18 protein-coding genes and 1 pseudogene are annotated in these 18,492 nt (G+C 45.2%); 5 read left to right on the forward strand and 14 right to left on the reverse strand.

What is annotated here, in order from left to right; translation table 11 throughout:
* Nucleotides 1-65: 65 nt before the first annotated feature.
* Both D7V92_RS03150 and D7V92_RS03155 read left to right on the forward strand, forming a co-directional pair.
* Nucleotides 66-812: a tRNA 2-thiocytidine biosynthesis TtcA family protein gene (locus D7V92_RS03150; RefSeq protein WP_008773556.1), complete on the forward strand. Its 747-nt coding sequence runs from the start codon at nt 66-68 to the stop codon at nt 810-812.
* A 1-nt stretch (nt 813) separates the two neighbouring features.
* Nucleotides 814-1,185: a DMT family protein gene (locus D7V92_RS03155; RefSeq protein WP_005854365.1), complete on the forward strand. Its 372-nt coding sequence runs from the start codon at nt 814-816 to the stop codon at nt 1,183-1,185.
* Nucleotides 1,186-1,312: 127 nt separating this feature from the next.
* Here D7V92_RS03155 and miaA read toward each other — a convergent pair whose 3' ends face one another.
* The gene (gene miaA / locus D7V92_RS03160; RefSeq protein ID WP_011966695.1) at nt 1,313-2,212 is read right to left on the reverse strand and encodes a tRNA (adenosine(37)-N6)-dimethylallyltransferase MiaA; all 900 of its coding nucleotides are present in this window, start codon (nt 2,210-2,212) and stop codon (nt 1,313-1,315) included.
* Complete coding sequence (locus D7V92_RS03165) at nt 2,212-2,772, reverse strand: hypothetical protein (protein ID WP_005854369.1); 561 nt, start codon at nt 2,770-2,772, stop codon at nt 2,212-2,214. Before D7V92_RS03165 ends, miaA begins: the two co-directional genes overlap by 1 nt.
* A 72-nt stretch (nt 2,773-2,844) precedes the next feature.
* Between D7V92_RS03165 and D7V92_RS22595 the strand changes: the two genes are divergently transcribed.
* Nucleotides 2,845-2,970, forward strand: coding sequence for a hypothetical protein (locus D7V92_RS22595; RefSeq protein WP_255202305.1), 126 nt, complete (start codon nt 2,845-2,847; stop codon nt 2,968-2,970).
* A 121-nt stretch (nt 2,971-3,091) separates the two neighbouring features.
* Nucleotides 3,092-4,024: pseudogene (locus D7V92_RS03170) on the forward strand (Rpn family recombination-promoting nuclease/putative transposase).
* A gap of 101 nt (nt 4,025-4,125) precedes the next feature.
* Here the strand turns inward: D7V92_RS03170 and lpxA are convergent.
* The 8 genes from lpxA to D7V92_RS03210 all read right to left on the reverse strand — a co-directional run bounded on the left by lpxA (nt 4,126) and on the right by D7V92_RS03210 (nt 12,374).
* A complete protein-coding gene (lpxA, locus tag D7V92_RS03175; protein ID WP_008773552.1) occupies nt 4,126-4,911 on the reverse strand; it encodes an acyl-ACP--UDP-N-acetylglucosamine O-acyltransferase in 786 nt (261 codons plus the stop codon).
* Between the two features lie 17 nt (nt 4,912-4,928).
* On the reverse strand, nt 4,929-6,314 hold the full coding sequence (locus tag D7V92_RS03180; protein ID WP_005864349.1) for a bifunctional UDP-3-O-[3-hydroxymyristoyl] N-acetylglucosamine deacetylase/3-hydroxyacyl-ACP dehydratase: 1,386 nt from the start codon (nt 6,312-6,314) through the stop codon (nt 4,929-4,931).
* 6 nt (nt 6,315-6,320) lie between these two features.
* Nucleotides 6,321-7,364 (reverse strand): UDP-3-O-(3-hydroxymyristoyl)glucosamine N-acyltransferase, encoded by a 1,044-nt coding sequence (gene lpxD, locus D7V92_RS03185; RefSeq protein WP_121772258.1) that lies wholly within the window; start codon nt 7,362-7,364, stop codon nt 6,321-6,323.
* Nucleotides 7,365-7,453: 89 nt separating this feature from the next.
* Nucleotides 7,454-8,296, reverse strand: a complete 843-nt coding sequence (pyrF, locus tag D7V92_RS03190) for an orotidine-5'-phosphate decarboxylase (RefSeq protein ID WP_005864353.1) — start codon at nt 8,294-8,296, stop codon at nt 7,454-7,456.
* Nucleotides 8,297-8,328: 32 nt separating this feature from the next.
* Nucleotides 8,329-9,438, reverse strand: coding sequence for a peptide chain release factor 1 (gene prfA / locus D7V92_RS03195; RefSeq protein WP_121772259.1), 1,110 nt, complete (start codon nt 9,436-9,438; stop codon nt 8,329-8,331).
* A 9-nt stretch (nt 9,439-9,447) separates the two neighbouring features.
* The gene (locus D7V92_RS03200; protein WP_005864354.1) at nt 9,448-10,614 is read right to left on the reverse strand and encodes an AIR synthase related protein; all 1,167 of its coding nucleotides are present in this window, start codon (nt 10,612-10,614) and stop codon (nt 9,448-9,450) included.
* A gap of 46 nt (nt 10,615-10,660) precedes the next feature.
* Entirely contained in the window at nt 10,661-11,569 is a 909-nt protein-coding gene (locus D7V92_RS03205) for a glucosaminidase domain-containing protein (protein ID WP_008773548.1), read from the reverse strand.
* A 73-nt stretch (nt 11,570-11,642) separates the two neighbouring features.
* Nucleotides 11,643-12,374 (reverse strand): bifunctional 2-polyprenyl-6-hydroxyphenol methylase/3-demethylubiquinol 3-O-methyltransferase UbiG, encoded by a 732-nt coding sequence (locus tag D7V92_RS03210; RefSeq protein WP_008780042.1) that lies wholly within the window; start codon nt 12,372-12,374, stop codon nt 11,643-11,645.
* Nucleotides 12,375-12,499: 125 nt separating this feature from the next.
* Here D7V92_RS03210 and cdd point away from each other — a divergent pair, with 125 nt between their 5' ends.
* Entirely contained in the window at nt 12,500-12,976 is a 477-nt protein-coding gene (cdd, locus tag D7V92_RS03215) for a cytidine deaminase (RefSeq protein WP_005864357.1), read from the forward strand.
* Between the two features lie 62 nt (nt 12,977-13,038).
* On the opposite strand, the gene D7V92_RS03220 is transcribed toward cdd, so the two are convergent.
* The 4 genes from D7V92_RS03220 to D7V92_RS03235 form a co-directional block, all read right to left on the reverse strand.
* Complete coding sequence (locus tag D7V92_RS03220) at nt 13,039-14,787, reverse strand: phospho-sugar mutase (protein WP_008780043.1); 1,749 nt, start codon at nt 14,785-14,787, stop codon at nt 13,039-13,041.
* 134 nt (nt 14,788-14,921) lie between these two features.
* Nucleotides 14,922-16,610 (reverse strand): M23 family metallopeptidase, encoded by a 1,689-nt coding sequence (locus tag D7V92_RS03225; protein WP_121772260.1) that lies wholly within the window; start codon nt 16,608-16,610, stop codon nt 14,922-14,924.
* An 87-nt stretch (nt 16,611-16,697) separates the two neighbouring features.
* Nucleotides 16,698-17,342 carry a pyridoxamine 5'-phosphate oxidase gene (gene pdxH, locus D7V92_RS03230; RefSeq protein ID WP_005854404.1) on the reverse strand — a complete coding sequence of 215 codons (645 nt, stop codon included), beginning with the start codon at nt 17,340-17,342 and terminating at the stop codon, nt 16,698-16,700.
* Nucleotides 17,343-17,429: 87 nt separating this feature from the next.
* The gene (locus D7V92_RS03235; protein WP_121772261.1) at nt 17,430-18,476 is read right to left on the reverse strand and encodes an endonuclease/exonuclease/phosphatase family protein; all 1,047 of its coding nucleotides are present in this window, start codon (nt 18,474-18,476) and stop codon (nt 17,430-17,432) included.
* Nucleotides 18,477-18,492 lie beyond the last annotated feature (16 nt).

Raw genomic sequence — 18,492 nt, forward strand, 5'->3', positions numbered from 1 at the left:
TATTTTTGTAGAGGCATACAAATCGAAAAGATAAATATATAATTTTGCGCCCGTAAAGGAAGTATATGGCAAAATTGACAGAGGACGAACGTTTGTTTCGCAAGATAGAGGATAAGGTAAAGAGAGCGATTTTCGACTATGGCTTGATCAATGATGGCGACCGGATCTTGGTCGGGTTGTCCGGAGGAAAAGATTCCTTGGCCTTGGTGGATTTACTGGGGCGCAGGTCGAAAATCTATTGTCCTCGGTTTGAGGTCGTGGTAGCGCATATCGTGATGACGAATATCCCTTATTGTTCGGATCGGGAATATCTTAGAAGTTGCGCGGAGGAGCATGATTTGCCTTTCATTGTCCATGAGACAAGTTTCGATCCTTCTACGGACACTCGTAAATCCCCCTGCTTTTTATGCTCTTGGACTCGCCGGAAAGCTTTGTTTGAGATCGCTAAGGCTCATAAATGCAATAAGATTGCGCTAGGGCATCATCAAGATGATATCCTAGAGACACTGTTGATGAACCTGACCCACCAAGGGGCTTTCGGAACAATGCCTCCCCGGTTGAAAATGGATAAGTTTGATATGGAGATTATCCGTCCGATGTGTCTGGTGGAAGAGAGGGAGTTGATTCAGGTCGCCGCATGGAAAGGGTACCGGAAACAATTGAAGAACTGTCCTTATGAGTCGGGTTCCAGTCGTTCGGATATGAAAGAGCTGCTGAAAAGTCTGGAAGCGATCAATCCGGAGGCCCGTTACAGTCTTTGGGGGAGCATGACGAATATACAAGAAGATTATTTACCTCGAAAAATAAGATAATATGCAAAGTGTTTATACGATTTTATTGTTGATCGTGTCTAATATTTTTATGACATGCGCTTGGTATGGTCATTTGAAGATGAAGCAACAGTTTAGCTGGTTCGAGCATCTTCCTTTGTTTGGCGTAATCCTGTTTAGTTGGTTTCTCGCTTTTTTTGAGTATTGTTTCCAAGTACCGGCGAATCGCATCGGTTTCCGGGATAACGGGGGACCGTTCAACTTGATTCAATTGAAAGTGATCCAAGAGGTGATTACGTTGGTGGTATTCGTGGCCTTCAGTACCATCGCTTTTAAGGGGGAGTCGTTTAAATGGAACCATGCGCTTGCTTTCGTATTCTTGGTAGCGGCGGTTTATCTGGTTTTCAAGAAATAAAGTCGTTGCGTTTGGCTTTGATAATCAGCGGAAAACCTTGATGCCTATTTTAAGATGCTTACAATGCCTATTCAAGCATGTTTATAATGCCCATTGTAAGCACCTTATAATGGGCATTGTTAAAACGCTATATGATCTGTTGGCTCAGATGTGTAAATATAGCTTCGGTCTCATCCGGATGGAACCATGTTATTTCTGGGTCCCGTTTAAACCAAGTCATTTGCTTCCGGGCGTAGACCCGGGAGTTTCGTTTGATTTTTTCCACGGCGAGGTCTAATGTCCATTCTCCGCTGAAGTAATTGAATAATTCTTTATAACCTACCGTGTTCAAGGAATTCAAATGACGGAAGGGATAAGCCCGGCGAGCCTCTTCCAATAATCCTTCGCTCATCATTTGATCTACACGTTGGTTGATGCGGTCGCATAATTCGTCACGATCTCTATTAAGCCCTACTTTGATGATCCGGAACGGACGCTCTTTCTTAATGTTCGTGCGGAAGGAGGAGTAAGGCTTGCCTGTCATCCGGCAAATCTCTACGGCATGGATCACTCGTTTGTAATTATTCCGGTCCACTTCCTCATAATGGACAGGGTCTGCTTCTTTTAATTCAGCGAGGATAGGGGCTAGTCCCTCGGTTTCAAATTGCATGTATAGGGCATCCCGGATCTCCGGTGTAACCGTCGGGATATCGTCAATACCTTTACATACGGCGTCGATGTACATCATAGAGCCTCCGGTCATTACGACGGTCGGGATCGTTTTATGTAATTCGGATAGGAGGGAGACCACATCTTCCTCGAAGTTGCTGGCGCTGTAATAATCGGTAAGCGAGAGAGTGCCTACCATATAATGCTTGACACGTGCCATTTGTTCCGGTGTAGGGGCAGCCGTGCCGATCGGAAGGTCTTTATAGAGCTGACGGGAGTCGGAAGAGATAATCGGAGAGCCGAAACGTTCCGCCACTTGGAGGCTTAACTCGGTCTTTCCGACTCCTGTCGGCCCAAGTAATATAACGAGGGAATTCATCAAAAGCGCTCGTCGTCGTAAGGATTATCCATCGGACCTTCGCCTAAACCGTCGAAGCCGCTTTTGTCTAATTCGTCCATATCGTATTCGGAGTCACCGTAAAAATCTTCTCCTACGTCCGTGCTACCGTTTTTAGCCTCGAACTCATCGAAAGAAACTATTTGGGCGGGAGGCGTACCTACCGATTTGCTGCAAATAGGAGCATCCAAGTCTTTTCCCGGAACGATCTCACGAAGTTCCATGAAGAAGGCACGTTCGGTCATATAATCGAAAACGAAAAGTAGTTTTTGGTGCTCGTCTTCCAACAATTCTTCCAGTTGAGTATCGGCCATGACATAGCTGTCTTCCTCGGAAGAGGTATCCATCTCCACTAATGTGATCTCTGTCTTTTTACTCCAGTCATCGTCACATATGAAGAAAGAGGTCATTTGATCCTTTGTATAACCTACAGAGTCGAGGATGGCGTTTTGCAAATCCAAGAAAGTAGACTCGGAATCAATCTTGATCTCGCGCTTGAAGTCATCTGCTTCATCTGATAGGATTAGAAATCTAAATAGCATAGTTGTTTAGTTTTATTATCGCCTCAAAAGTAGTAAAAATATGGATATACCCAATATACGTCGCTATAAATAATGAAAGAGGGTGCGCGTCTGATCCCTGTATCTGAGGCGACCGTCGTAGCTTCGTCTTCAACCTTCGTCAAAGAGACGGAACCTGCGGCTGAGATATTAGCGGCAGTTGTCACCTTGAATAGGTAATTGTAATATGGGTAAATAATAAAAATCACAGTATCAGATATCAATCTTTTGCATTTCGCCCGAAATGACATATCTTTACGACACCGTCCGCTATTGGGCCGTAACTTAAAACCTATCAACTATGGATAAAAAAGAGGAGGATCAACGCATGAAAGAATTAAAAGACCGATACATACGTTTCGATTGGGCGATCAAGAGACTGCTCCGGTAAAAAGCCAACTTCGGTGTGCTGGAGGGTTTTCTCACGGTTTTTCTTGGAGAGAAGATTACCATCGTGGAGCTACTGGAGAGCGAGGGTAATCAACTGTCTGAGGATGACAAGTTCAACCGGGTGGACATCAAGGCGCTTAACGACAAGGGCGAGATCATCATCGTGAAAATACAAAATATTCGCAAGCTATATTATCTCGAACAGGTACTCTATGGCGTGGCGAAAACCATAACCGAGTACATATCACTGGGCGAGGACTACCACAAGGTTAAGAAAATATACTCAATCAACATATTCTACTTCGACATCGGACGGGGCGAGGACTACCTTTATCACGGGCAGAATCATTTCATCGGCGTACATACCAAGGATCAATTGGTAGTCAACACGAAAGAGAGGAGCGTAATTGTCTCCAAGCTATCCCCCGAGATTTTCCCCGAATATATACTCATACGGACCAATAAGTTCGATAAGATAGCCGTCACTCCCCTAGAGGAATGGATGGACTACCTTAAAAGAGGAACAATTCGTCCTGACACCATGACTCCGGGATTAGGCGAGGCTCGAGAAAAATTGAGATACTACTCCATGACCCCCGAGGATAGATACGCTTACGACGAACACCTGAATGCGGTCATGATACAAAATGACGTATTGGATTCGGTGAAGCTTGAAGGATACCTGGAAGGACTAGCGGAAAGTAGAGCGGAAAATAAGGAGAAAGGTAAGGCGAAAGGACTGGCAGAAGGCGAGACAGAAGCGAACCTCGAAAACGCCAAGAAGATGAAAGCCATGGGGATCGATCTTGAAATGATCCGGCATATCACGGGAATTACCCTATAAATAATCTTTTGGTGACATAAATAGCGAATCGGCGCAAACCCCTCATCGTAAGATGTGGATTTGCGCCGATTTGTTTTTGGTTGTCCGGATGTTTGTGTCGCTTATTCGTCGATCGAACCTCTTACGATACCCCGGCTGGATGACTTGATGAAATTGAGGATCAAATCCCGTTCCTCGCTAGGCTCGTACTCGGTCTCGATCGCTTTCAGCGCCTCCGTATTATTCAAGCCTCGGGTATACAGCGTGCGATAGATGTCTTGAATCAAGAATACCTGCTGATTCGTGAATCCCCGGCGACGTAAACCTACGATATTGATACCGCAATAAACGATCGGATCACGGCCGATCAAGGTATAAGGAGGGATATCTTTTCCGATACGAGAACCGCCTTGTACCATCACGTGCTTGGATATACGCGTGAACTGATGCACCAAGGAACCTCCGCTTACGATAGCGAAATCATCAATCTCTACCTCCCCGGCGATTTGCGAAGCGTTACCGATGATAATATGGTCTTTTAAGACGCAATCATGGGCCACGTGCGAATAAGCCATGATTAAGCAATTGCGACCTACCACGGTCTTACCTTTGGAAGCGGTACCCCGGTTGATCGTCACGCATTCGCGAAGCGTTGTGTTATCTCCGATTTCCGCCGTCGTGGTTTCCCCCGCGAATTTCATGTCTTGAGGGATACCGGCAACGACCGCTCCCGGGAAAATATTGCAATTTTTACCAATCCGTGCGCCATCCAAGATAACGGCGTGAGAATATATACGGCAATTATCACCGATTACGACATCTTTCTCAATCACGGCAAACGGATCGATAGTTACATTCTGGCCGATCTGGGCCTCTGGATGAACGACTGCTAGAGGAGATATATTCATTATCGTACTTTATCTTATTATTTGTTTTTTACAATCTGAGCCATGAACTCGGCTTCACTAACCAATTTATCACCAACGAATACATACCCTTTCATGGTAGAGATCCCGCGGCGAATCGGTGCCAATAATTCCAGACGTAAGATCAACGTATCGCCCGGAACGACTTTTTGGCGGAATTTCACGCCATCTATTTTCATGAAGTAGGTAGAATAACGCTCTGGCTCATCTACGGAATTCAAGACTAGCAAACCACCTGTTTGTGCCATAGCCTCAACCTGTAGAACTCCCGGCATGACCGGCTCCTGAGGGAAATGCCCTTGGAAGAACGGTTCGTTGGTCGTGATGTTCTTTACGCCTACGATATAGTTCCCGCCAACCTCGATAATCTTGTCAACCAATAAGAACGGATAGCGGTGCGGCAATAATTCACGGATACGGTTGATATCCATCACCGGCTCACGGTTCGGATCGTATACCGGGGCTTGCACCTCGTTCATCTTGATATCCTTGCGGATCATACGAGCTAACTGGTTATTGATCTTATGTCCCGGACGGGTAGCGATCACACGTCCGCGGATCGGCTTACCGATCAAGGCGATATCTCCGATCACGTCGATCAATTTATGACGTGCCGGTTCGTTATCGAATACAAGCGGCTTGTTATTGATATAGCCTAATTCCTGCACGTTCTTGTGAGGGATGTTCAACATATCTGCCAATTTGTCCAAAGATTCTTGCGGTATCTTCTGGTCGTAGATAACGATCGCATTGTCTAAATCGCCACCCTTGATCAAGTTGTGGTTGAGCAACATCTCCACTTCGCGTACGAATACGAACGTACGTGAAGCCGCCAATTCTGTCGGGAATTCGCTGAGATCGTTTAACGTGGCGAATTGGTTGGAAAGCACGGGCGAATCGAATGAGATCAATACGTTCACGCTGAACTTATCATCCGGAAGGATGATCAACGAAGAACCGGTTTCCTCATCTTTTACCTCGATCTTGTGCTTTACGATATAATAATCCTTCGGAGCGTTTTGCTCAACGACCCCTGTCTTTTGGATTTCCTCGGAGAAGAAGCGAGAACTTCCGTCTAGGATCGGAAACTCGGGTGCGTTTACCTCGATCAAGCAGTTATCGATCTCGTAAGCGTATAAAGCAGCCATCGCATGCTCGATCGTACTTACTTGAACGCCATTCTTGCTAAGCACCGTACCTCGCTGTGTATTAACCACGTTCTCGGCCAAGGCGTCAATCGTCGGTTGGCCTTCCATATCGACACGTTTGATCTTGTATCCATGGTTCTCGGGTGCGGGATTAAACGTAATCTCTATATCTAATCCGGTATGCAACCCTTTTCCTTTCAAGGAGAAACTTGCCGCAAGCGTTTTCTGTTTTTGCATAGGTCTTTATTGTTTATTAATTTCTTTCTTGAGTTGTTCGATTTCCCGTTGCATTTGCCCCAGCGAGCGGTATATATCCGGAAGACGGTTGAAGATCGCGCTGGAACGCATGAAGTTCTTAGCGTTGATCGCCGGCGCCCCGAGCAATGTCGTCGCTTCCTTCACGTCGCTGATAACGCCAGCCTGAGCTCCGAATACGACGTGGTCCGCCACATGGATATGTCCGGCCAGACCCGCTTGTCCCCCAAACATGCAATGCTTTCCTATTTTTACGGAACCGGCGATGCCGACTTGCGCCGCCATCACGGTATTCTCGCCTACCTCCACGTTATGAGCGATTTGTACGAGATTGTCCAGCTTAACGCCTCGGCGAATGATCGTAGAATCCATCACCGCACGGTCAATTGTCGTATTGGCTCCGATCTCTACATCATCCTCGATAATAACGTTGCCTAATTGCGGGATTTTCTTGTAAGTCTCACCTTCGGGAGCGAATCCGAAACCGTCGGCCCCGACTACGCTACCGGCATGAAGGATACAATTATTGCCGATCGTACAATTCTCGTAAACGGTGGCATGCGGATAGAATACGCAGTTATCTCCTACCGTCACGTGATCACCGATATAAGCGTGCGGGTATACCATACAGTTCTTACCCATTTTTACGCCTTCTCCGATGTAGGCGAAGTTACCGACATAACAATCGTCGCTCACGGTCGCGGAAGCGGCGATAAAAGCGGTAGGATCAACCCCCTTCTTTTTGCTCTTCGATTGCTCTACCAAATTTAATAACATCGCGAGCGCCGCATAAGCGTTCTCTACTTTTACAAGTGTGGCTCTTATCGGTTGTTCCGGTTTGAAATCATTATTCACCAAAACAATGCTTGCCTCGGTATTATAAATATGATGCGCATATTTAAGATTCGCCAAAAAGGTCAATGTACCTGGCTTTCCTTCTTCTATTTTAGAGAAGTTGCTGACTTTAACGTTCGGATCTCCTTCGATCGTTCCGTTCAGGAAGCCGGCAATTTGTTGGGCTGAAAACTCCATTACTTATTCAATTATATATGTATCTTCGTTGACTGTCCGCTGTTTATAGACAGTTAGTTTGCAAAAATGGTGAAAATTCTTTATATAGCCTATGCTTTGCAGGGAATAATTCCCTTATCGTGTAGATAACCGGCCATTTCTTTCTGTACGGCATGCGCCGCCTCGCGGGCTACGTTGGCGAAAGCCTCCGTCTTATCCGCGTAAATAATCGCACGGGAAGAATTTACCAAAAGACCGCATTGGTCGTTCATCCCGTATTGAGCTACTTCCGCCAAGCTTCCGCCTTGAGCGCCCACGCCCGGGACTAACAAGAAATGATTCGGGGCCTGTTTACGGATATCAAGGAACATCTTGCCTTGGGTAGCGCCCACTACATACATCATTTGCTCGTCGGTTGCCCACTCTTGCGATTTCTTTAATACTTTCTCGAAAAGACGTTCACCATTCGCGTCTTCCGTCATTTGAAAGTCATGTGAGCCTTTATTGGAGGTTAAGGCCAATAAGATTACCCAAGCCTCCGGGTAGATCAAGAAAGGCTTTACGCTATCCTCGCCCATATAGGGAGCGACCGTTACGGCATCTACCTTGATATGATCGAAGAAAGAACGGGCATACATCTCGGAGGTATTTCCGATATCGCCACGTTTCGCGTCGGCGATGATAAATTGATCGGGATAATTCTCCCGTAAGTAAGCCACAGTCTTCTCAAAAGCCATCATGCCCTTTGTACCGAGGCTCTCGTAAAAAGCCAGATTCGGCTTGTAAGCGACACAATAATCGGCGGTAGCGTCGATGATCGCTTTATTGAACGCGAAAATAGGATCTTCTTCCGACAATAGATGTTGCGGGATCTTTTTTATATCTGTATCTAATCCGACACAAAGGAAGGATTGTTTCTTTTTAATATTCTCGAATAGCTGTTGTTTGTTCATTTTCTTATTCAGTATGAAATGATTGGATGTGTTTACAATTCAGACTCTTTCAGTCGCTCAGCGTTCTCCGCTACGATCAGGTGATCCAAGCAATCTTGAATCTCGCCGTCCATAAAGGCTGAAAGATTATAGATCGTGTAATTGATACGGTGATCCGTGATACGCCCTTGCGGGTAATTGTACGTACGGATCTTCGCGGAACGGTCACCGGTAGATACCATGGTCTTACGCTTGCTGGCGATATCGTCTAGGTATTTCTGGTGTTCCTTGTCATAAATAAACGAACGAAGACGGGTAAGCGCCCTTTCTTTGTTCTTCGGCTGGTCTCGTGTCTCCGTACATTCGATCAAGATTTCCTCACTCACACCTGTAATGGGGTTCTTCCAGACATAACGCAGACGGACACCTGATTCCACCTTGTTTACGTTCTGACCACCAGCCCCACCGGAGCGGAAGGTATCCCATTTAATCTCCCCTTCATTAATCTCAACATCAAATTCATCCGCCTCAGGCAATACGGCGACCGTGGCGGCGGAGGTATGTACACGTCCTTGCGTCTCCGTAGCCGGTACACGCTGTACACGGTGTACACCAGACTCATACTTCAACGTTCCGTATACTTTCTCGCCCGATACCGTGAAGATGATTTCCTTAAAGCCGCCGGATGAGCCTTCGCTAAAGCTAGACACGCTTATTTTCCATCCCTTCAGTTCGCAATACTTCACGTACATACGATATAGATCACCGGCGAAAAGGGCGGCTTCGTCACCTCCCGTTCCTCCTCGTATCTCAACGATCGCGTTCTTGTCGTCTTGCGGATCAGCGGGAACGAGCAATAATTTTATCTCTTCTTCCAAAGAGGGAATACGTTCGTTGCAGGTATCCAGCTCCTCACGGGCCATTTCCCGCATCTCCGGATCTTGCTCGGACTCAAGCAAGGCTTTCGCTTCCTCGATCCCGTTCAATACTTTCACGTATTCCGAACGAGCTCCCACGATTTTCTCCAAATCACGGTACTCTTTGTTCAGTTTTACGAACCGTTTCATGTCGGCGATCACCGCCGGGTCGGTAATAAGCGTACCGACTTCCTCGAAACGGCTCACTAATCCGTCTAATTTACCAAGTAAACTATTTTCGGCCATTTATCTTTATTAATAGGTGAAGCGACCTTTCTCGCTTTCGATAATCAATTCATTTTTATCAGCTTCCTCTACGAAACCCACGATTTGCGCATCAATACCAAAGCTTTTTGAGATGCTGATTACTTCTTCCGCATGCTCGGGAGCGATGTAGATCTCCATCCGGTGTCCCATATTGAATACCTTGTACATCTCGCTCCAGTCCGTACCGCTCTGCTCCTGAATCGTGCGGAATAACGGTGGGATAGGGAAGAGATTGTCCTTGGTTACACGCTTGTTCTCTACGAAGTGCATAACTTTTGTCTGAGCCCCTCCCGAACAATGTACCATGCCATGGATTTGAGAGCGTAGTTTATCAAGCAATACCTTAATTACCGGCGCATAGGTACGTGTCGGCGAAAGCACCATCTTTCCGGCGTCTATCCCTAATTCCTCGATCTTATCCGTAAGTTTCAATCCTCCGGAGTAAACCAATTCTTCGGGAACGGCGGCATCGTAGCTTTCCGGATATTTCTGCGCTAAATACTTGGAGAAGACATCATGGCGGGCAGAGGTCAAACCATTGCTACCCATACCTCCATTGTATTCTTTCTCGTAAGTGGCTTGTCCGGAAGATGCCAGACCTACGATCACGTCTCCTCCTTGGATATTCTTATTGTCGATTACGTCCGAACGTTTCATGCGGCAAGTGACCGTACTATCTACGATGATGGTACGAACTAAGTCGCCAACGTCTGCGGTCTCGCCACCTGTCGCATAGCAACCAACGCCCATCTCACGTAACTCTGCCAGCAACTCATCTGTTCCATTGATGATCGCCGAGATCACCTCGCCCGGAACCAACAGCTTGTTACGTCCAATTGTAGAAGAGACCAAGATATTGTCTACGGCACCTACGCAAAGCAGGTCGTCGATATTCATGATAAGAGCGTCTTGGGCGATACCTTTCCACACCGAAAGATCTCCGGTCTCTTTCCAGTACATATACGCCAAGGACGATTTGGTACCGGCACCATCCGCATGCATAATATTACAATATTCAGGATCACCGCCTAAGATATCGGGGATGATCTTACAGAACGCTTTCGGAAAAATTCCCTTATCGATGTTCTTTATCGCGTTGTGAACATCTTCTTTTGAAGCGGAAACGCCTCGCAGGTTATAACGTTGATCACTCATTGTACTATATTATTTGAACCGCAAAGGTAATACTTTTTTATGTTACTTATCTAAGTTTTAAGACATCTCCTTCCTCCGGGATGTAATCTTTGTCTTTTTTATTCATTTTATACAGACTCTTGATCTGGATTCCGTACATCTGCGCGATACTGTGCATAGACTCTCCGACTTGTACTACATGGTCGTAATTCGGCTTGTCCGCTTTCTTCTTTTTCTTTTCCAGATATACGATATCGCCTGCCTGCAACGGGAAGTCTTCGGGCACCTCGTTGAATTTCATCAACTGCTTGGCCTTGAATCCCATGCTTCGGGCGATCTGGTCGAAACTGTCGTTATCCTTAGCGTATACATAGATCAAACCGTGGGTACGATAGACTTGATAATTGAACACCGGAAGATTTTGCTTCTTGGTAGAGGTCTTCTTTGTTCCCTTACCGGAGTCAAAGCGGTATAACTCATAATCTTCGATAACCTTGATTAATTTATTTGCGTAAGCACGATCGGTGGCGTAACCGCATTTTTGTAGTCCTTTGGCCCAGCCTTTGTAATCCTTGATGTTTAATTTGAACAGGCGTTCGTAGCGGGAGCGTTCGGCGAGGAAGCGGGAATGGTCATCATAAGAATCCTCTACTCGTTTGTATTTCCGGAAGCACTCTCCCCGCAGGTCGTCGTCGTGATAGACCCTGCCGCCTCGCCAGTCCGAATGGCATTTGATACCGAAGTGATTGTTGGAGCGTCTGGCCAAGTCGCTTTGCCCAGCTCCGGATTCCAGTAATCCTTGCGCTAAGGTGATACTTGCCGGAATGCGATATTTCTTTTGGTGTTGAATCGCCAAATCACTGTATTTACTGATGTATTTTTGATAGGAAGTCAGCTTCCGCTGGCTTTCCGCCCCTGCGCTTAAACAGACGAGGGACAATAATAATATACCTAAAAAATGAAGGGATAAACGCATAACTGTTCTTTTCGATCCGATTTTACCGGACAAATATATAAAAGAAAATACATATCTACCGAGAATTGATGGGTTAAAAATAGGAGATACGGGCTAGATAATCGTAATGCTCCCCATCTTCTATTTTTTCCGCTTTAAAGCCGGCTTGCCTTGCGTATAGATTCAGCGTGTTGAAATCTATATATAACCAATCAAATGAATCCCCTTTGATACTTTTATATTGCATGCGGAAATCGATCTCTCCGAAATAATCATCCTCGGGGGCGATATCCAGATTCCCGTCTTCATCTTCAAATAAATAACTTAAGTCGCTAGAGTCAAGTAAAAGCTGTCCGTCCCGGGCTAGAACCTCTTTTAAGCGGTGAAAGAAAGCCGGGAGATTTTCCAGTTTACCGATAATCCCGGAACCGTTCATTAAGAGAAGAATGGTATCGAATGGTCCGGTTAAGCTCTTGTCAAAAAAATTCTGTAAGCGGGCGTCTTTTACGCCCCGTTTGTTCATGGCCTCTACGGAAAGAGGGGATATATCGATAGCGGTAACCTCTTTACCCATTTCCTGTAAAGCCAAGGTGTGGCATCCACTTCCGGCACCAACATCCAATATTTTACCTGTACTGAGTTGAAGGGCTTTCTGTTCCAAGGAGGGCATTTCTTGGAAAGTCCGGAATAATTGATTCACGGGAATCTCATCTTCATCGAACATGGAGGAGAATACACGGAGTTTACTCGCTTTTCCATGTGCGAGATAATCGATGATAGCGGCGCCCATCGGGTCTTTATCGGATGTAAGAAGCATTGAATGCATATGTCTTTGTTCTATATTAAGGTATATTCTATGATGTGGGTGCGAAATTAATATATTCTTTTTATATTTATAGCCTATAAGAATTATAGTTATGTTTCTTTCAAAACATTAAAACAATCAAGAAAATGAAAGAATTGAAATTAGAGACCCGGGTAGAGGTCTATGCGGTAGGAGAATTGGATAATATATATAGGCAATTGTACGAGGCCGCTTTTGAAGCCTCGAAAAAAGCTTATGCTCCTTATTCCAAGTTTCATGTGGGAGCGGCGGTTCTATTGGAGAATGGGGAGATACTTTCCGGAAATAATCAGGAAAACGCAGCCTATCCGTCTGGGCTTTGCGCGGAGCGGACCACCTTATTTTATGCGGGAGCACGTTATCCGGATGCGGCAGTTCAGATTTTGGCGATCGCGGCTATGAAGGATGGGGAACGTGTGGATCTTATCACGCCTTGTGGTGCCTGCCGGCAAGTGATGTTGGAAACCGAGCAACGTTATAACAAACCTATGAAAGTCCTTCTTTGTGGAAAAGAGGAAGCGTATCTCGTTCCGAGCGCGACGGCCTTGTTGCCGTTTTGTTTCAGTAAGTCTGATTTGATCTGATAGAATAAAAAGAGGCAAGAACGATTCTCGCCCTTGCCTCTATATGTAATAATTAAGTTCGATTAGATCCCTAAAGAAGCCTTGATCTGATTGATCTTTTCTTCTGCCGCTTTCTCTGCCTCCGGCAATTCATCGATACTCTTTACCTTGGAGTGAACCTCGCAATAGAATTTGATCTTCGGTTCTGTTCCGGAAGGACGGATAGATACTTTCGTATTATCTTCCGTGAAGTATTGAAGCACATTAGAGGTAGTAGGCATATCTAATGTAACGGTTTCGTTCTCTGCATAGTCCTTACCTTTCAATGTAGAGTAATCGTAGAAATAAGTTACCTTAGAGCCTGCGATCTCTGTCAATGGGTTCTCGCGGAACTTTTTCATCATAGCCTCGATCTCTTCCGCTCCACTCTTGCCTTTCTTCACGACAGAGATACCTTTCTCCTTAGAGAAGCCGTATTCCACGTAAATCTTCTGAAGCAATTGATACAAACTCAAACCTTGATCTTTTGCCCAAGCTGCGATCTCGGCTAAGATAACGCAAGCGGAAACAGCGTCTTTATCGCGAACGAAATCCTCGCAAAGGAATCCGTAGCTTTCCTCGCCACCACCAATATAGTTTTTCTTGCCTTCGTTCTCACGCATAACGTTAGCGATCCATTTGAAGCCTGTATAAACATCGTACATTTCTACGCCATTACGCTCGGCGATCGTCTTGATCGTCTCTGTCGTAACGATTGTCTTTACGATATATTCTTTACCATTGATCTTACCTAACTCTTTCCAGCGAGTGATTAAATAGTAAACGAACATCAAAGCGGTTTGGTTACCATTCAAAAGTACCCATTCGCCTTCGTTATTCTTAACGGCGGCACCTACACGGTCTGCGTCCGGATCGGAAGCCATTACCAATTCAGCGTCAGTCTCTTTTGCTTTCTCTACAGCCATAGCTAAAGCAGCCGGCTCTTCCGGGTTCGGAGAGATAACCGTCGGGAAATCACCGCTAACAACATCTTGTTCCGGTACATGGATAATGTTCGTGAATCCGTAAGCTTTCAAAGCGGCAGGAACCAATTTAACACCTGTTCCGTGAATTGGAGTATACACGATCTTCATGTCCTTATGGCGGGAAATAGCCTCCGGAGACAAAGAAATCGTTGTTAATTCCTTGATATATTCATCATCGATCGCTTGTCCGATGATCTCGATCAATTCTTTATTTCCTTTGAATTTAATCTCGCTAGCGTTACGGATCTTGTTAACCTCAGCGATCGTATTCTTATCGTGCGGGGCGATCATTTGTGCGCCATCATCCCAATAAGCCTTGTATCCGTTGTATTCTTTCGGATTGTGAGAAGCCGTCAAGATGATACCGCTCTGGCATCCCAGTTTACGGATAGCGAATGACATTTCCGGAGTCGGACGCAGGTCTTCGAATAAATAAACCTTGATACCGTTAGCGGAGAAGATATCGGCTGATATTTCCGCGAACTTACGGCTGTTGTTACGGCAATCGTGGCCGATGACAACCTTTATCTGCTCAAGATCTGCGAATTCCTTTTTCAGATAGTTGGATAAACCTTGGGTAGCCGCGCCAACCGTATATATATTCATACGATTTGAACCTACTCCCATGATTCCCCGCAATCCACCTGTTCCGAATTCTAGGTCTTTATAAAAACACTCGATTAACTCAGTAGGATCTTCGTTGTCAAGTAACGCTTGAACTTGAGCACGAGTTTCCGCATCATAACTTTTCGTAAGCCATCCTTGTGCCTTACTTCTTACCATTTCTAATAAGTCGTTGTTTTCCATGTTTATAATATTATTGTGTTTATTGTTGAGCAATCTACTCAATACGATAAATATACAAGAAACAAATATACGAATTTCTTAAAGTAAAGCAATCAAAGGACTTATATTTTGCCTAAAAAATACGATAAATCGTCCTACCAAGTAAACGGATGTGTATAAATCGACTCATTTCCGCAAGCATCCGTTACGATTAATTTAAGTTCATGCTTGCCTCTTTGCAACCTCTTTTTATCGAAGCGATAGGTAATAACCGATTTATTATTCATCTCGAATAAGACAAACTGCCCGTCTATTTCTCCCCGGTAGGTTTGTACCCCGCTTAAGTTATCGGACAAACGGAATATGAAGTTCTGTTTGCTGATCCACGTCTGTTGGTTGATCGGCGTGATAACCGGAGCCTTTGTATCTTGTTGTATCTTATAACTGCCGAATTCCTTGATATTTGCGTCGATCCAGCCATTACGGTATGTACCGCCCATCCAAGAGGCACGTCCGTTTTGTAAGCGAACCACACCATATTGTTGTTTATTCTCAAGCGTATCGCTTTGCAAGAATAGTGATAACTGGGCCGTTCCATGCAAAGGGATTGGCTTATCGTGCAATATGTGGGTGGCTGATAATGAGGTACTATCTTCTTTCACCGAATAGCGGAAGTAGAGGTCATTATATAGATTACCTTTAGGCATGACGAGACGGATGCCTTTAGCGCCGAACCTATTCTCGCTACCCCAATGGAATAATTCTGTATGAGTCGTATCGATCTGGGGAATCTCTTGTTTCTTTCCCTCGATCCAGATGGATAAACGGGTGGCATTGCCGAAAGCGTCAGCAAGTGTATACGTCAAATGATAGGTACGAGGTTCATCTATACGCAAGATTCCCCGGTTTACGCTTTCAAGGAAGCGTAGACGGTTTCCCGGCTCGATGAAACTACGCATATAGAAAGAGCGATGATCTTTCCATTCTTCGTAATCTGTGAATGTGTTCAGATAACGGGTCTCGTCAAATGCGAACTTATCGAGATTACTATGGAAAATCACTTGGCTGTCTGCCGTGAGCGTGATTTCTCGTACGCCATAAATGTTAGTCGTATTATCCATATAATCATAGGCTTTTACAGCGAGCCCTATTTCTCCCCATGCCTCGATTTTTCCAGTGATTGTCTGTTTCCCGTTTTTCGCCGTGACGGGTTTTATCTCAAGCTTCTTGCTTTTGCCGTTTACTACGCCTTTTCCTTCGATGGGGACGATCTGTATTCCTTGGATTTTAGGAGGACGGGTATCGGTTATCCGATCCGAGAAATAATCCAAGGGGTCCATGACTTCCTCGGTCTCGGTGTCTCGTATCTCAAAATGGAGATGAGGTCCACCAGAGCTTCCGGTATTGCCGCTTAACGCTACGACTTCATTTTTCTCGACAGGAAGCAAATCCGGCGTAAGGAAGAGATTTACATTGAAACTTTCTTGTGCGTATTGTTGCTCTTTTACATAATTCGCTATTTTCTTCGAGAATTTTTGTAGATGGCCGTATACGGTGGTCGTTCCATCCGGGTGTGTGATGTAAAGCCCGTTACCGTAGCCCCATGGACTTACGGATATACGTGATACGTATCCTTCTTGTACCGTATGTACGGGTTTACCTTCTACCCCTTGTGTCTTGAAGTCTATTCCGGAATGGAAATGATTACTTCTTAACTCACCGAAGTTTCCGCTCAGTAAGATCGGGAAATCGAAAGGATTCCTAAGTTGCTGGGCGTTTGTGTTGATTATGTGGGAGCCGATGATTGCGAATAGACCGGCTAGATATATGGATCTAATATTCATAGGTATTACGTATTTTGACAGACAAAGATAATCGTTTTCGATGAATTATCTATCTCTTATCCTTTGGTATCGGACTTGTACCTGATTTCATGGGGCGAGCCTTTCTTTTTTCCAATGGCCGTCCGGTTGAAGGGTATATACTATGCGATCATGAAGCCGGTTGGGCCTACCTTGCCAGAACTCGATACGTTCGGGAATGACGGCATACCCGCCCCAGTGAGCCGGACGCTCCACTTCTTTTCCAATCCAACGAGCTGCCTCTCTAATGAAAGCTCGTATAAGTTGCATACGGCTGCCGATGGGTTGACTTTGTGGGGATATACGAGCTCCGATCCGGCTTTTATACGGGCGTTTTTTGAAATATTGATCCGATTCATCCGGGGGGACTTTTTCAGCCGTACCTTCGATATGTACCTGCCTTTCTAATTGATGCCATACAAACGAAAGAGAGATTGCCGGGTTTTGTGCCAGTTGCCTGCCTTTTCGGCTTTCGTAGTTGGAGTAGAAAATAAACTTATCATCATGCAGGTCCTTTAATAAGACGGTACGGGTGGAAGGTTTGCCTTCTGGAGATACGGTCCCTACTAGCATGGCCGTGGGTTCATCTACTTTGCTGTCTATAGCCTCTTGTAACCATTGACTGAAAAGCAAGAATGGGTTATCCGGAAGTTCACTTTCCCTTAATCCTCCTTTTGTGTATTCTTGCCGGATTGAGGCGAGATTTATTTCCATATGTGTTCTGTTTGCTTGTTGACTACATAGCTTTTCTTCTTTAATAGGATAACAAGAGATCGGAAAAAAGGTTTCAATGTTTTCCTTTCAGCGTTTGATCTGAGAACGTATTAGGAAATCGACTGTTAATGGTAAATGGTCACTAAAACCGCCCTCATATTTAAAGCCGTAATAGGTTCGAAAAGGACGTACCCCCCGCCATGTTTTATCCTTAGTCAATAAAAAATCAGGAGCGAATATGTGGATGCTTTCCGGAATGATATGCATGGAAGACTCTTGCGTGATGAGATCCCGGTTTACGATTATTTGATCGAGTTGGCTCCATTCGCCTTGGTATTTATGACTACCCGGGAATTGAGTTATATGGGGGCTTGCGAACAAATTATAATAGGTACAAGATGTGGAATCTGTGATCTGCGTATTTTCAGGAAAGGCTTGGGCAGCGAATATCTCGGAAATACTTCTGTCTTGAGGGGTATCATTGAAGTCTCCCATAATGAGTATCTGCGGCTTTTCTCGTATCAGTAACAGGGAATCGCTAGATCCCCGTAAAGTGCGGGCCGCGTCAAAACGATCCTTTTCACTTTCTTTTTCTCCTCCGTAGCGGGAGGGGAAATGACACACGAAAACATCTAAGGTATCGCCTGTTATGATCTTTCCATATACGTGTAGGATATCTCGGGTTAATTTGTGTTTGTTCCCGGAGAAACGAATTGGAATGGATTCATGTCGTAAATAAAAGAATTGATCTCGTTGATAAAGAAGAGCGACATTAATACCTCTGGGATCGGGGCTTTGAGTGATAATATATCGGTAATCCTGCCAGCGGAGCGGTGTGCGACGGGTAAGATGAGACAGGACGGAGTCATTCTCGACTTCGCAAAGAGCTATTAAGGCCGGTGTGCTCCATTCCCCGGCAGCGCTTATTACTTTCGCTATTTGTTGTAGTTTATGATAGTAGCGGCTTTGTGTCCAGTACCGGTTGCCGGAAGGTAGAAATTCATCGTCGTTCTTGGTTGGACTATCCCTTGTGTCGAAAAAGTTCTCCACATTATAGGTCATAACCTTGAACGTAGCTTGGGCAAATAACGGAGGGGAGGCAAAGAATAAAAGAAAAAACATAAAAATCTTCATAGTTAAAGCTTTGATT

It is taken from the genome of Parabacteroides sp. CH2-D42-20, assembly GCF_003670185.1.
In the GTDB taxonomy this organism is placed as follows: Bacteria; Bacteroidota; Bacteroidia; order Bacteroidales; family Tannerellaceae; genus Parabacteroides; species Parabacteroides distasonis.